Source organism: Glutamicibacter arilaitensis, from assembly GCF_044793945.1.
In the GTDB taxonomy this organism is placed as follows: Bacteria; Actinomycetota; Actinomycetes; order Actinomycetales; family Micrococcaceae; genus Glutamicibacter; species Glutamicibacter arilaitensis_B.
The window spans coordinates 2,531,205-2,544,843 of the sequence record NZ_CP084994.1 but is presented as its reverse complement, the minus strand read 5'-3'; the positions used below and the strand labels follow the sequence as shown (position 1 = coordinate 2,544,843).

Below are 13,639 nucleotides of genomic sequence, written 5' to 3'. Positions count from 1 at the left end.
TCAACCCAGCATAGAACCCTCGACGGAATTCTGCGGCGCAAATTCGGGTGCGGTGCGCTAGCGTAAAACCATGAGCGAAATTGCCGGACTCGAAGAACTATTAGCCGCACTGAACGCGGGGCAGAGCATCATCGGAGGATCCGAACATCACCTGGCCATGCACGCCGCCAGCCAGGAGGCGTTGCGCATCGCCGCGGAACTGAATGGAAGCTACCACACGCCCGCGGAGGTCCGTGAGCTGATCAGCGAGCTGACCGGGACAAAGGTGCCGGAAACCTTCGCGCTGTTTCCGCCATTTACCGCCGACTTCGGCAAGAATATCCACTTCGGCGAGAACGTGTTCGTCAACAGCGGCGCCAGATTCCAAGACCAGGGTGGGATTGAGATCGGCGCTGGATCGCTGATCGGACACAACGCGGTGATCACCACGTTGAACCGTGACATCGTGCCGAGTCGACGCGCGGATATGCACCCGGCGCGAGTGGTGATTGGCAAGGGAGTCTGGTTTGGCGCGAATGTGACGGTGCTGCCCGGGGTGCGCATTGGCGATGGCGCGGTGGTAGGTGCCGGAGCGGTGGTGACCAAGGATGTACCGGCCGGGGTCATCGTCGTGGGGGTACCTGCCAAGCAGGTGGGCACCGTTCCGCAGGAGTAGCCGATCGCTGGGTTCAGTGGCCGTCACCGGTTGCCGCACGGTTGTATTCCAGAGCTGTGCGCATCCAGTAGGCCAAAGCTGCATCCTTCTCGATACTCGAGGCGACGACCTGGATCCAGCCCGGCCCCATGCGCCGCCCGGTGTCCATTTCCGCGTGGGCGGCTCCGGGGCGCAGCAACAGCTCGGCGTGATTCGCCGGCGCAACATGAACCAATAACGCCCCGTCCTTGAGCGCGACGACCAGTAGTTTCTCATTGACCATAAACGAGTAGCCACCGAACATCGATACCTCGCGCAGGACCGGCTCGCCGGCTAATTTCTCGCGAATGCGCTCGATGAGTATTTGTTGGGTCCCTTTGATCATCTTCAGCCTCGCTTAGCGGGTTTCGGTGCGAACGTGGGACAGCCGGTCAAAATTCGGCGCACTGTCTCTGATCGGGCCATTGGAGCGGGTAAGCCACTCGCAAGCTCGGCATTGCGCGGAGGCCAGACTCCGTGGTTGCCCCGTGCTGGACACTTCGAGCTCTAGAAGGTGAGTTTCGTGCGGAGGCCGCGGGCCACGAAGAAGAGGATCACTGCCTGCGCGGCAAGCAGGAACGCACCGGAGCTGACACTGTCCCAACTCATCGCCAAACCCGACTGCAGGGTTCCGATGCCGCTGGCGACGGGGTAGAACAGCGGCCAGAGGATCGCGAGGTTGCGCACCCAGGCAAAGACTATGGCGAAGGCAAGAGCGAACAGTCCGAAGCTCAGCGCCACCGGCAGCGGAACAGATCCCACATGCTGCAGGGCGAAACCCAGCCCGGTGAGCAGGATTGCAGGCAGCCAGCCGAAGGCGCGTTCCCAACGTAGATAGAGCCATCCGAAGACGAAGAATGGCTCCCAAAACACCAATAGGTTGGCAAGCAGGTGGGGCAGGAGCTCGACCTGCTGCGCGGCGGCCGTGATGATGAGCTGATAGGCGGAGCCGGCCCCTAAAACCGCGGAGATGATGAGGGACCAAATCAGGAATCGGCGGGTTATGCCGAGCCCGGCCCAGCCTTCCCGGCGCTGCCTGAGCACAGTATGCGCCGGAATGAATGTGCCGACAAGCAGGATGCCGACAATCAAGAACCAGCCACTGAAAGCGCTGCCAGCCCAGTAGAAGCCCCAGAACGCCAACAGCGTGCCCAAAGCAATGACGGTGTCGCGGCCTGGATCCCAAGCGAGGATCTTGCGCTTGGCCCGCGGCGGTGAATCCGATGCGGTGGAATCGGCGGTCGGGATGTTGGAACTCGACATGCTCGTATCCTCAAGGTGCGGCGAGTTGAGCCGGTTCGGAGTCCGAATCGTGGCCCGGTGGCTCTTAGCCTAATTCTGTTGCCGGTGGCTGGCTAGGGATGGCTGCCGAACCGCTAGTATCCGTCCTCGAGCCTGAGGCGGGATCCACCGATGGTTCAGGCTAGCGGGTTGTGCTTGTCCCGCGTTCTGCAGATGCCAGATCAGGCGGTGAGGGGTCGCGAAGTAGTCGGTGCGCGCGTAGCATCTGAAGCATTAGATCGCGCCGCGAAATGGAGGAGCTATGTCCGTGCCGCGCATTCCACCGCCGGTATTAGCGCTTGGTGCCGGAGCGCTGCAGGTGCTTCTGTCGCACAGCCGCCACAGCTCGCCCGGCTCACGATTCCTCGCGGGATTACTCGTGCCGATCTGCCTGGCCCTGGATTTTTCCAGCATCCGGGCATTTGGCCGTCAGCAAACGACCATCAACCCGATCCGGTTGGATTCGGTGAGCGAGCTGGTAACGGACTCGGCGAACGCCCTGACCCGCAATCCGATGTATCTGAGCTTGGCCGGATTGCTCATAGCGCATGCCCTGTGGCGGCGCAGCGCGCTGGCCTTGCTTCCGGCCGCGGGATTTGTGCTGCTGCTGGACAAGGTGCAGATTCCTGCCGAAGAAGCGGCCCTCGCAAAGGCCTTCGGCCAGCGTTATGGCCAATACCAGCGTCAGGTCCCGCGGTGGATTTCGGGGCGCACTATCCAGCGGCTCATGGCAGGATAGGCTGAGCCCATGTACCTGGAAAACATCGTTTTTGATTCGGTCGATCCACAACGTCTCGGTCGCTTCTGGCAAGATCTGCTCGGCTGCGAATTTTTGAGTGAGGACTCCAGCGGATTCGAAACGCGTCTTCAGATCCCCGACGGGCCAGCCCTGGACCTGTGCTTTCAACGAGTTCCCGAAGCGCCACGCGATCCGGTCCGGCTGCATCTGGACCTGCTCGGAGGCGAGGAGCAAGACGAGGTGGTCGCTCACGCGCTCGCGTTGGGCGCACGGCCCAAGGACATCGGGCAGCGCGACGTTCCCTGGGTGGTGCTCGGAGATCCGGAAGGCAACGCCTTCTGCGTGATGGAGGGCCGCGCGAGCTATAGCAATACCGGTCCCATCGCGGGTCTGCCCTTGGACTCTGCCGACGTGTTCCGCGATGCCGCCTTCTGGGCCTGGCTCACCGGATGGGAGCAGACAGCCCTTGGCCGGCCCGGAACGCTGCGCCATCCAAGCCATCGCGGGCCGGTGCTGGAAGTGTGCGCCGAACCGGAAGCCAAGGGGCAGGAAAAGAATCGTGTGCACCTGGACATCCGTCTGGAAGCCTCGGATGATGCCGACGCGATCGCAAAAGAGATCGTTCGCCGCGGTGGCACGGAACTGCATCCGAACTGGGGCGAATTGCCTTGGCGCGTCTATCAGGACCCGTCGGGCAACGAATTCTGCGTCCTGCCAGCTCCGGGAAACGAACTATGAGCCAGGAGCTCGAAGCAGACGCTTGCTTCGCCGATGCGCGTCTGGCCGAACTCTATGACCCGCTTGATCCCGACCGCAGCGACCTGGAGCCCTATGCGCAGATCATCGATTCGGTAGGTGCACGCAAGATCTTGGACGTGGGATGCGGAACCGGAACCTTCGCCTGCCTGCTGGCCGCGCGCGGACTGCAGGTCACCGGGGTCGATCCTGCGCGCGCCAGTCTGGCGGTGGCCGGCGCCAAGCTGCAGGCAGCGGGGGTGCAATGGATCCATGGGACGGTGGAAGACGTGCCGACAGGGGATTTTGACGCGGCGGTGATGACCGCAAACGTCGCGATGGTCTTCACCGACGACGCGCAGTGGCAGCGGACCCTTGAGCGCATCGCGCAGCTGCTGAAACCTGGTGGGCGGCTGATTTTCGAGGCGCGCCGGCCCGAGGCTCGTGCCTGGCTGAGTTGGACGCCGGAGCTGACCCGCGAAAGAACCGTGATCGACCAACTGGGGCCGGTCACCACCTGGATTGAAGTGCTGGACTATGCCGATGAGCTGCTCAGCTTCCGTGAAACCTTTCACTTCGAGCAGGACGGCAGCGAGCTGGTTTCGCATTCCACCTTGCGCTATCGCACCCGCGAGGAGCTGACACGCTCCCTGGAAACTGCGGGGTTCATGGTGCAGTCGGTGCAGGAGGCCCCCGACAGGCCCGGGCGGCAGTTCGTCTTCATTGCCCGGCACGGCACGAGCGATTAGTCTCGACTCCATCGGCGTCAATCAGCAAAGGCAAGGAATCATCGTGAGAGAGCAACAGCCGGCCCAACCGCTGCCCGAGGGCATCGCCGCGGTCCACGGCACCGGATTTCCGGTAGTCCTGGTGCACGGCAACGGGGTGGACCACCGGATCCTCTTCGCGCTTGACGAGCAATTGGAAGCCGCGGGCAACCTGCAGCGCATCTACATCGACCTGCCCGGATTCGGCGGGACTCCAGCGTTGGAGGGCCGCGCGGGTCTGCCCGAATTCGCCGCCTGGCTCGAGAGCCTGTTGCAGAGCCACTTGGGGGCACGGCCATTCGCCCTGATCGGCAATTCCCTCGGCGGTCTGCTGGCTCAGGAGATGGCTGACCGCTTTGAATCCCAGGTGCGCGGCATGGTGCTGCTGGCGCCGGTGACCCGCCCGGTGGCCGAGGAACGCACCGTGCCAGCGCGCAGCGTAGTGCACGAGGACGAACTGCTGCTCGAAGAGCTGGGTCCGGTCAATGCGGGGCACTATGCGCAGATGTCGGTGATCCAGACCCGTGCGAATTGGGAACAATTCGAGCGCCATGTGCTTCCGGGGGTGCTCGCCGCTGACCTGCGAGCCATGGCGCACCTTTCCACCCGCTACTTCCTGGAGACGCTGCCGGTGGACCGCGAACGGATCTCGCAGATTCCGGTGCTCATCGCCTGCGGGCGGCAAGACCATATTGTCGGGTTCGAGGATGCCAAGGCGCTGCTGGTCCGCTATCCCAATGCATCATTTCTCGAATTGGACCGTGCCGGGCACAACGCGCATATTGACCAGCCAGAGATTTTCGCCCAGGCACTGGCGCGCTGGACCGCGACGCTGAAGACCAATGATTAGCGCTCGCCGGTTTCCACGCTGCGCCCCGCAATGACTTGCCGCCGCTTCCGGGAGTTATGATTCGTTGCCTCAGATGAAAATCTCCGGGTGTGATTCTTAACTTTATTTGGCGGTTAAGTTGCAGCTTTAAATGGCGGTTCGTACAGTCCCAGTAGGGGAACCCTCTACTGGGCAGGACTGCTGAGCATGACTTGCATAGTCAATTCTGGCCGCAACCTTAACTTTTCGACATTTATGATTTCGCCCGGTTAGGCGAAGCAAAAAAGCGACCTATGCAGAATTCAGCTAATGCTGTAACTCCAGCCCCAACCAATGCATAGATAAAGAAAAAAGGGACTGTCAAAACAAGCCAGCCCAGCAGAAGTTCATTCGTAGCAGGCAAGTCCGTACCGTCCAGAAAATTCCAGCAAAGCTCGAAAATGCTAAGTCCGATGAATAACAGTGATGTTTCGCGAAGCAGTGATTTCTTCCTCGTGATCCAAGTAGGAAGAATCGCGCAGAAGAGAGTCGATGCGATTACGAGTGAGCTTACCCAAATAGCCCATTCCAGGCTGCCAATGCGGTTGCCAGATACTACTACTGGTACAAAAAACAGTAGAACTGTTAAAATTGCTGTAGTCACCCACGCAAATAAACGTGTACCCAAATTCGATGTCTTCGAATTGGCTCCAATTTCCGCACGGTTCATGTTCAACGGTTTCATTTCAAGTCATTGTATAGCTCATAGATCAACCAGAACAGCGGTCCTGCAATAGTCAGCAGGAGTCCCAACGTCATGTAAACAGTGTTCATGGAAGCTTTCACGATTCATTTGAACGCAGCAACGCTAAATTCTCAGACGCCCGTATGCCGAACGTTCTACGGCACAGCGAGCTTCGGTCGTTAAACGGAGTCCGGTATTAACGGAGAAAACTGACCATAGGTTCAGAAATTTCATTCCAGGAATCAACGAGAACAAAGCAGTAGGCTACGAAGATGACAACTAACAACACTCGGGTTAGAGCAGCTACAGAGGCGGACGCAGCTAGCCTTTACGAGCTGACGAACATGTTTACACCGGGGCTGGAAACAAGTTTTCAGGAATTCGAAGTTCACTTGCGTGCCCTGCTACAGGACCCAAATTGGTTCGTGGCTGTTGCTATTGAACACAACTCTCCAACCGGATATGTCGCAGCTCAAGACTACGGACGTGCGCTACGAGGTTCGTTTTCGGTTGGACGAATACATGACCTGTTTGTCACTCAGAGTGCCCGCCGGAGTGGAACCGGTCGTTCACTTGTGGAATCAGCCTTCGCATGGGCAAAAGAATGTCCTTCTCCAATGATTTTGGATTGGCAGGCAACGCCTCAGTCTGTCTCCTTCTATGAATCATTGGGATTCGAAGCTGATTTCGTCGGAGATTTCCCGGAATGCCCTGGATTCACTCTCGACCTACGTGTGGGCAGCGTAAGATAACCACAAGCTCTCTAGCAAGTAGGCCTTGGAACCTACTTGTCCCGCAGGCCGATCGACTATAAGCCTGCCCGTTGGAGGAACTCTATGCGGGACGACATTGCGCTTTCGTGTGTAACCGCTGCAGCGCGTCGACTTCTCCGAAGGGGATTCGATGGAGATAGAGCGGGGATTATGCTTGTCCATAGCCCGAGGTACTACTGTCGGTCACCGATTCGGAGCTTGGTTGTATCTATGAAAATTGACTGGCTCAATTTGGTAGGCCAATTTACTAACTATTGCTTCCCACTAGCTGTCGAGTTAGACTCCGAACCATAAAGAATATGGTTCGAGAATTCCCCAGGCTATGCATTGTTGGGAGCACAGACAGATGAAGGACCTAACTAAGATCTCCGCACTAGTGGTCCTACTGGCTGCTCTCGGTTTGCTGGTTTTCGCAAATTGGTTACCGGCATTGATGTTCCTACCAGTGGCCGGAGGGCTGTTTATGTTAGATCCAGCTATGTTCAGTTCTAAAAAACCACATCACGACCAGCGCCATTCGCTAGGGCTCAAGGGCAACTATCACGAGTAGACATCATGAGGCAGAAGGGTTTGAGCCATACTTTCTGTCGATCGGAAGTCATAGCTAAGAGTTACCTCGGATGGTGAAGTGTGCAGTTCCATGGGAATTTGGAACTGCATGTTCTGTTTAATTGGTCGTTTTGAAATGGCTGACATGCTTACCAGGACTCCGGCGTGTGGCTGTTATTTAATCCGGCGTTAGCTGCAGTTATGGATGGCTGTTTTGTTTCCCATAAGTGGAACGTTCTACGGGACGATACAATCGAAACAGCAAAGGGGCAGGTCACATCCAAGATCGGTACCTTTCAGTATCGCGTATTTCAGCCGCCCTGAGCGCGATGCCGGTGAATCTTGATGTACACCTTATTCAGACACGAAAGCACGATATGTACTACAGACTTCTCAGTTACCTTATTCCGTTCTTCCTCATTGGTGTTGTGCTCATTGCGGTAGTCCTCATCATCACTAATTGGAAGCGGGTCAAGTCAGGACAAACACAGCTCTCAAAATTGTTCCTACTCTGGATACTCCTCGGGTGGGTTCTTGGCACAGGTTTGATTACTCTGATGCCTGCATCGTTTGGCAATGAACCTAAAAGCACTCTGTCACTAGTGCCTTTCCAAGAGCTCATTTTGAATGGGCCCGGAATTGGCTACGCAGTTATCAAAGAAGGCCTCGCGAACATCTTATTGTTTGCGGTCGGCGGAGCGATCTACATGCTCGCGCTGAAGCCTACGGTGGGATGTGCCGTTCTCCATCTTGGCTTATTCGCAGTACTCGTTGAAACGGGGCAGTTTACCCTAGGAATTGACAGAATTAGTAGCGTCGACGATGTCATTTGGGCCGTTCTGGGCGCCGTGATTGGGGCTATGACTTTACGAGGTTGGGTCAAGCAGAAAATACGAAGCACGGCAGCTCAAGTAGCGAGCTGAAATTCATCATTTTTGATGGACATCATTCGCTGTCCCTAAGTCGATCTCTCACCGGTGTCATTTGAACAAGCGGACTGCACTGAATATCAGAAGTCGAATGCATTGCGATTACGTGACCGCACGGGAACCCTCTACGGGACACCGAGCCTTAGATCAGTGTTCCCCGATATGAATCGTTCAAGTCAATCGTTCATCGTGCGATTATTTTGTAACCGCTCGCTCAGTCACCCGAGGAATAGTGAAATTGTTCCCCTACGACCAAGAAGGCAATTGCGATGATGCACGCATAACACTCATCACCAATCTGCATCGCTGACCAACTGGTAAACGTGTCAATGATAGCTAAGATAACGAGCGCAATGCCGAGAACCTTCAACATGCCGGATTCCACTTCCCCAACCTGTTCACCTGGAACTAAGACAAACAGGGGTTAAGGATAATTCTTGAGGCAGGTCAACAAAGTAAAATGGCTGGCACAGGTACGTATGAAAGGCTACTTCGATCCTGTCCCGCAACCTCTGGATAGGCAGCGACGCTAAGCTACGTAAGACTGGCTCATGGCCGGAATTGCGGTCACGGCAGAGACCAACGCGAGTACACCAATCCCATACCCGATTACCAATGCGACGATCGCCAGCCAGCGCCCCTGCCCACCGGATTGCGCAATCTGGTTCAACGCAATATGCCCAGCACCGACCGCGAAGATCGCCAATCCTGAAAGTCCAAAGAACCGAAGGCCTACGAGAGCCACCACGGCCAACACTAAGGACGCCACCGATAGCTTGTTTAGACTCTCCACCTCTGCATGAAGCGCTTCCTCATCGGTAGGCATTATGTTCCTCCGTGTCTCCGTATTCGGTTCGTGTTTATGCATGAGCCTAGCGCGAAGTACCGTAAGCGGAAGACTTTCAATAGGGCAGGTATACCCGGAACAAGTTAGAAGTAGCCCTAGCAAGTGTACTAATCATATGACACACTATGTGTCACACCATTGGTACACTTTCGGAGGGAAAATCCAATGATCATGTTTCTGTACACGTTCGGACCTACTGTTGTCGCTCTGCTTATTGCGTTAGGCATGGCTTTTTCTGGTCGGAGAACGCGCCTGACCCTGCCAAAGGTCGTAAGTCGATGCACTATGGTCGGGATGGTTCTCGCGCTTGGAAGCCTGATCGCATTAACAATTTGGCCCTTTTACCTATGGTCGTTTCCAAACTTCAATGAAGACTCATTCCTAATACCGCAGTTGGTTCGTTATCTAGCCCCACTGCTGTTGACTGTTGTTGCGCTGATCTTCATGGTTTTCCCTGTGCCTATATCCGGCCCAAGTGGCTCCGCCGCGCTCACCCCGCGAACTTCCATGACTTTCACTTCTCGTGCCAGACTTGCTTGCACGGCAGGTGTAACGGCTGGCGCACTCGTAATCGCAATTTTCGCTGGACTAGCTTCGCGCCCTGACGAACAAGGTAGATATGTGATGTACACGGTCCGCCCTTCCTCAGACGCAAGCGCAAGCACCACTATTTACGGCTGGTGGTTTTCGGTGCCCTGCTTAGTCTTGATCGGAATAATTTCCGTGATTATTCTGATCGCCCTTACTGTGATTTCACGTCCAGCATTAGCCCACGACCCACAGCGGGATGCAGGCTTAAGGGCTGTACGCATTAGCAACATCTTGTCGGTCGCCACAGGAGGGATACTTCTTCACCTCAGCGTTACTCTGCGAACCCTCTCCAGTACTGCCGAACTCAGCTACTCTCAAACAGGCTGGTCGGAATTCGGCACCTCCTTCGCAGCACTTGGGCCCGCACTGCAGGTAGCTGCGTTCCTCTCGCTGACCGTTGGCATGGTGCTGTGGTGGTCCGTTCTACTGATAGCATTCCCCTCGCGTGCACGCGAAACCAGCAAGGTAGCACAGGCATGATCATCACTCTCACTGAATCTGGCACCCCACTTGTCGATCAGATTCAGGACCAAATTCTTGGCCTTATCACCTCTGGTCTGCTTGCTGCAGACCAGAAGCTCCCTTCCGTCCGGCAACTGGCCAGCGACTTAGGTGTAGCACCCGGCACGGTCGCCAAAGCTTATTCCGCCCTTGAGCGCGAAGGCTTCCTCGTCACCCGTACCGGAAGTGGAACACGAGTCAGCGTAAAGGCCTCAGCCACACCTAGCGCAGTTCTCGCGGCAGCTACGCACCTTGTCAAGGCGAGCAAAAGTGAAACTGTTGATCTAGATGAAACTATCCGGATTTTACGCGCTCTATGGTCCGAATCTTGACTCGAATTCTGCGCGGAGCCTAACAACCACGAATGGTTAGTTTGGTCATTCTGGCACCGGACCTGGTTGTCCGTTACCCAGTCTCGTAAGAGGACCATTTTCGATTCTCGCGACATTTAGTCACGCGGATGCGCTCAACGTTCATGGGCCTCGAAAATCCGCCGCGTAAGCCGAACCACAACGGGAAAAGACGGATACCCGTTTCCCCTCCATGGACAGGCCTCGCGGCGGGAGGGAGAGTAGACGCCAACCAGGCGTGTGCAGATGGCGAACTGGGCATCTGGTTCGGGCAAACATAGAATGCCCTGTTGGAGGAACACCAGGTATGCGATACTTCGGGAAGCAGCGGTTCCAACTGATCGACTTGTCCTCATTCGGGCTGATTCGCATGGAGGTTTGACGTGGAGCACCCGTATTCAGGACGACGTTTCTTGATCGGAGCACTAGCTTGCTCGGTCCTTTTGTTGAGCGGCTGTGGTGCTTCCGCACCCGACGTCGGTGGCGCCGGACCACAAACTCCGAAGGCGAGTGACAGGGGAGCTATAACGCCGGAGGCGGGTGAGATCGCAACGTGGGCGCTACGCAACTCGTCGGAGGTCACATCTAATTCCACCATGCTCCAGCTGGGCGTGACCCGGCTGGATTGTGCGGGAGGCGTCACCGGGGCTGTGCTTGATCCGCTGGTGAAGTCCGAACAGGATCGGATCGTGATCCGGGCCGATGTCGAGGCTTTGCCACCAGGTGCGCACGACTGCCAGGAAAACAACGCGGTGCCAGTGACCGTCCATTTGGATCAACCGGTCGGGAAACGCGAGCTCGTCGATGCAGCATGTTTGGAAGGCCGTGCAATCGACACGGCGGCCTGCACGAATAACGGTGTCCGTTGGCGCCCGTGATCCCCAATGTCGTTCCTGTTCCAAGCATTATTGGAGACGGTGATCGTCTGCTGAGGGGCAACAAACAGATGTCCTTTGGAGAATCTTCTGCGGGACACAATTTAGGTTGCTGAAATAATTGGGCCGGCAGGTCTACGAAGCCAAACTGTCGTGAATCCCTCTGCCATGTCTTCTTCGAAATCGAACTCGAAGCCACGTCGTTCATAAAATATCTGGGCAGCAGAGTTTCCTTTCACAAATTCGATCCTTACATCATAGGCTGGGCCAATAGCAGTAAAGGCTACGTCCATAAGAGCAGTGCCAATACCGCGTCCGTGGGCTTCGGGCACGACATAAATTTTCCAGATCACAGGTTCGCCCTCAAACAACCCGAAGGTTAGCGTGCCAACTGCCTGACCATCCTGAAAAGCAATGAACGTCGTGTCATCCGTGATGGATGCGCTCACCGAGCCGTGAGACCACCATGTATTGAGATTTTCCATGACGAAATCCGGACTGGTGAAACTCAGATACGTAGCTGGCCACGTAACGAGCCCAATTGACCGAATGGCTTGCACATCATCAAGGTTCGCAACGCGAATCGAAAGGTCTTCCATGCCCCGAATCTACAGGTGGGTCGATAGATTATTGGGCTTTTCAAAGAAACTTGAATGCTTCTACTTGTTATTTCGCTTTATAGCGATTGCGCTGACAGCCCGATGTCGTCTGCGTTGCGCGCCCGCAAGCGGAACGCTGAGCGGGCGCTATAGTGGTCTGAACGTGTTTTGTTTGCCATAGGTCAGTATGACTGTGAAGTCATTGCCGGAAGTAGGGGTCCTCGGCCGAGGGTGAGCCCTCCTGTGTTGGTTCCCACCCGCGCAGCCGAGCCATACCGGTACCGCCTTCGTAGCTGTACTCGACCCAGATCACGACGTAGCGACCGCGCCGGTTAGCTTCTGCCCATGCAAGCACGTCGTCTATGCTTTCCGCATTGTCCAGACGGTTCTCGTCGTTGGCGCGGGTTTCGTCCCAGAAATCCACCCGATATACGGGGTGGTGCTCTTCCTCGTTGACATATCGTGGGTCAACACCAGTAACCTTCATGTTTTTCGTGCCCATGAGCGCACTCTACGTGCGTGGCCCGGCATTCATCAGAGACCCACGCACTTTAATTGAGGAACCTTAGCTGGGACGGAGCGGGCGGTAGTGAGATGGGGCTTTCAGCTGGACCGCTATGGTTAGCCCCAATGCCGTTTACTTAGCACTCTGATGTGTTGAACTTTTCTCATGGCACGGAGCGGATGGGCGAAACCCGAAAGACCAGAACGACTTTCAGACCACGTCTCTTTAGGCGTCCTCGCGAAGGTTTTCCCGCCGTCACTGGTTAACGAGGTGAACACCAAAGTGGGTGCCGGCGAGCAGCGCTCACGCCTGCTGCCCTCGTGGATGATGGTGTACTACGTGATGGCTCTGGCCATGCATGCCGCGGCCTCCTACGAGGAAGTCATGCGCAGCCTGCTCGGTGGGCTTCAGCGGATTTCGCACCGAACCAGCCAATGGACCATGCCCACCAAAGCGGCAATTTTCAAGGCGCGAACCCGGCTGGGATCCGCAGTGATGATTGAGCTGTTCGGCCAGGTCGCTAAGCCTTTCGGCCCTCAAGCGCGGCGAGGATTCCTCGCCGGCTTGCGCCTGGTCAGCGTGGACGGGACCACGATGGATATCGCAGACACTCCCGCAAACGAGCAGGCCTATGGGCGGCCGGGAACGAGCACCAGCTTCAAAAGCGCCTACCCGCAAGCGCGGATCCTTGGGCTGGTGGAGTGCGGCACGCCCGCCATCATCGGCGCGGTGACCGGCTCCTATTCCACGTCGGAAAACGACATGTTTCTGGGATTGCAGCACAAGCTTGATCCGAGCATGCTGTTGATGGCTGACCGCGGGTTCTTCAGCTACCGATCTTTCAAAGACAGTGCCGCAACCGGGGCGCAGCTGCTGTGGCGGGTGCGCGGGAACATGGTTCTTCCGGTGGTGGAGGAACTGGAGGACGGGTCGTATCTCTCAGCCGTATACGAGGGGACGAAGCAACGCCGGAACAGGGTGGATCCGGTGCCGGTGCGCGTGGTCGAGTACTCGGTCAGCAATGGTGCGGATACCAGTGACTTCCGGTTGCTCACCACGCTGCTGGATCCCGGTGTAGTGAGTGCTCAGGAGCTTGCCGAGGCCTACGCGAAGCGGTGGGAAATCGAATTGTGCTTCAAAGAAATGAAAACCCATCAGCGAGGCTTTTCGGTGGTGTTGCGTTCGAAAACTCCCGAGGGAGTGTTGCAGGAAATCTATGGATATCTTTGTACTCACTACGGGTTGCGCACGTTGATTGGCGAGGTTGCTCTGGAGTTCGGTGAGGATCCTCTGCGGGTTTCCTTCACTCGTACGTTACGGGCTGCGCGGCGTTCCATGGCCGGGCAGCCCGGTTTTTCCCCCTGAAAATCTG

17 protein-coding genes are annotated in these 13,639 nt (G+C 56.7%); 11 read left to right on the top strand and 6 right to left on the bottom strand.

What is annotated here, in order from left to right; translation table 11 throughout:
• Positions 1–70 precede the first annotated feature (70 nt).
• The gene (locus LG294_RS11965) at positions 71–655 is read left to right on the top strand and encodes a DapH/DapD/GlmU-related protein (RefSeq protein ID WP_404286000.1); all 585 of its coding nucleotides are present in this window, start codon (positions 71–73) and stop codon (positions 653–655) included.
• 13 nt (positions 656–668) lie between these two features.
• Here the strand turns inward: LG294_RS11965 and LG294_RS11960 are convergent, their stop codons facing one another.
• Positions 669–1,019, bottom strand: coding sequence for a TfoX/Sxy family protein (locus tag LG294_RS11960; RefSeq protein WP_404285998.1), 351 nt, complete (start codon positions 1,017–1,019; stop codon positions 669–671).
• A 161-nt stretch (positions 1,020–1,180) separates the two neighbouring features.
• Positions 1,181–1,936, bottom strand: a complete 756-nt coding sequence (locus tag LG294_RS11955; RefSeq protein ID WP_404285996.1) for a hypothetical protein — start codon at positions 1,934–1,936, stop codon at positions 1,181–1,183.
• A gap of 286 nt (positions 1,937–2,222) precedes the next feature.
• Between LG294_RS11955 and LG294_RS11950 the strand changes: the two genes are divergently transcribed.
• Genes LG294_RS11950 through LG294_RS11935 form a run of 4 tightly spaced genes read left to right on the top strand, consistent with a single transcriptional unit; the run spans position 2,223 to position 5,045 of the window.
• Positions 2,223–2,693: a methyltransferase family protein gene (locus tag LG294_RS11950; protein WP_404285994.1), complete on the top strand. Its 471-nt coding sequence runs from the start codon at positions 2,223–2,225 to the stop codon at positions 2,691–2,693.
• A 9-nt stretch (positions 2,694–2,702) separates the two neighbouring features.
• Positions 2,703–3,431 (top strand): VOC family protein, encoded by a 729-nt coding sequence (locus tag LG294_RS11945; protein ID WP_404285992.1) that lies wholly within the window; start codon positions 2,703–2,705, stop codon positions 3,429–3,431.
• Positions 3,362–4,177 (top strand): class I SAM-dependent methyltransferase, encoded by an 816-nt coding sequence (locus tag LG294_RS11940; protein WP_404285990.1) that lies wholly within the window; start codon positions 3,362–3,364, stop codon positions 4,175–4,177. The genes LG294_RS11945 and LG294_RS11940 overlap by 70 nt, the downstream gene beginning before the upstream one ends.
• A gap of 43 nt (positions 4,178–4,220) precedes the next feature.
• Complete coding sequence (locus tag LG294_RS11935; protein WP_404285988.1) at positions 4,221–5,045, top strand: alpha/beta fold hydrolase; 825 nt, start codon at positions 4,221–4,223, stop codon at positions 5,043–5,045.
• Positions 5,046–5,277: 232 nt separating this feature from the next.
• Here LG294_RS11935 and LG294_RS11930 read toward each other — a convergent pair whose 3' ends face one another.
• A complete protein-coding gene (locus tag LG294_RS11930; RefSeq protein WP_404285986.1) occupies positions 5,278–5,748 on the bottom strand; it encodes a hypothetical protein in 471 nt (156 codons plus the stop codon).
• 272 nt (positions 5,749–6,020) lie between these two features.
• Between LG294_RS11930 and LG294_RS11925 the strand changes: the two genes are divergently transcribed.
• Positions 6,021–6,500, top strand: a complete 480-nt coding sequence (locus LG294_RS11925; RefSeq protein WP_404285984.1) for a GNAT family N-acetyltransferase — start codon at positions 6,021–6,023, stop codon at positions 6,498–6,500.
• Between the two features lie 947 nt (positions 6,501–7,447).
• The gene (locus tag LG294_RS11920; protein ID WP_404285982.1) at positions 7,448–7,993 is read left to right on the top strand and encodes a VanZ family protein; all 546 of its coding nucleotides are present in this window, start codon (positions 7,448–7,450) and stop codon (positions 7,991–7,993) included.
• A 535-nt stretch (positions 7,994–8,528) separates the two neighbouring features.
• On the opposite strand, the gene LG294_RS11915 is transcribed toward LG294_RS11920, so the two are convergent.
• Entirely contained in the window at positions 8,529–8,825 is a 297-nt protein-coding gene (locus LG294_RS11915; protein ID WP_404285980.1) for a DUF4190 domain-containing protein, read from the bottom strand.
• A 744-nt stretch (positions 8,826–9,569) separates the two neighbouring features.
• On the opposite strand from LG294_RS11915, the gene LG294_RS11910 reads away from it, so the two are divergent.
• The 3 genes from LG294_RS11910 (at position 9,570) to LG294_RS11900 (ending at position 11,166) form a co-directional block, all read left to right on the top strand.
• Positions 9,570–9,917 (top strand): hypothetical protein, encoded by a 348-nt coding sequence (locus LG294_RS11910; protein ID WP_404285977.1) that lies wholly within the window; start codon positions 9,570–9,572, stop codon positions 9,915–9,917.
• A complete protein-coding gene (locus tag LG294_RS11905) occupies positions 9,914–10,270 on the top strand; it encodes a GntR family transcriptional regulator (RefSeq protein ID WP_404285975.1) in 357 nt (118 codons plus the stop codon). The genes LG294_RS11910 and LG294_RS11905 overlap by 4 nt, the downstream gene beginning before the upstream one ends.
• Positions 10,271–10,884: 614 nt before the next feature.
• Positions 10,885–11,166 carry a hypothetical protein gene (locus tag LG294_RS11900; protein ID WP_404285973.1) on the top strand — a complete coding sequence of 94 codons (282 nt, stop codon included), beginning with the start codon at positions 10,885–10,887 and terminating at the stop codon, positions 11,164–11,166.
• A gap of 101 nt (positions 11,167–11,267) precedes the next feature.
• Here the strand turns inward: LG294_RS11900 and LG294_RS11895 are convergent, their stop codons facing one another.
• Both LG294_RS11895 and LG294_RS11890 read right to left on the bottom strand, forming a co-directional pair.
• Positions 11,268–11,762: a GNAT family N-acetyltransferase gene (locus tag LG294_RS11895; RefSeq protein WP_404285971.1), complete on the bottom strand. Its 495-nt coding sequence runs from the start codon at positions 11,760–11,762 to the stop codon at positions 11,268–11,270.
• 199 nt (positions 11,763–11,961) lie between these two features.
• Positions 11,962–12,264, bottom strand: coding sequence for a hypothetical protein (locus tag LG294_RS11890; protein ID WP_404285969.1), 303 nt, complete (start codon positions 12,262–12,264; stop codon positions 11,962–11,964).
• Positions 12,265–12,432: 168 nt separating this feature from the next.
• Between LG294_RS11890 and LG294_RS11885 the strand changes: the two genes are divergently transcribed.
• On the top strand, positions 12,433–13,632 hold the full coding sequence (locus LG294_RS11885; RefSeq protein WP_404285967.1) for an IS4 family transposase: 1,200 nt from the start codon (positions 12,433–12,435) through the stop codon (positions 13,630–13,632).
• The last annotated feature ends 7 nt before the right edge of the window (positions 13,633–13,639 follow it).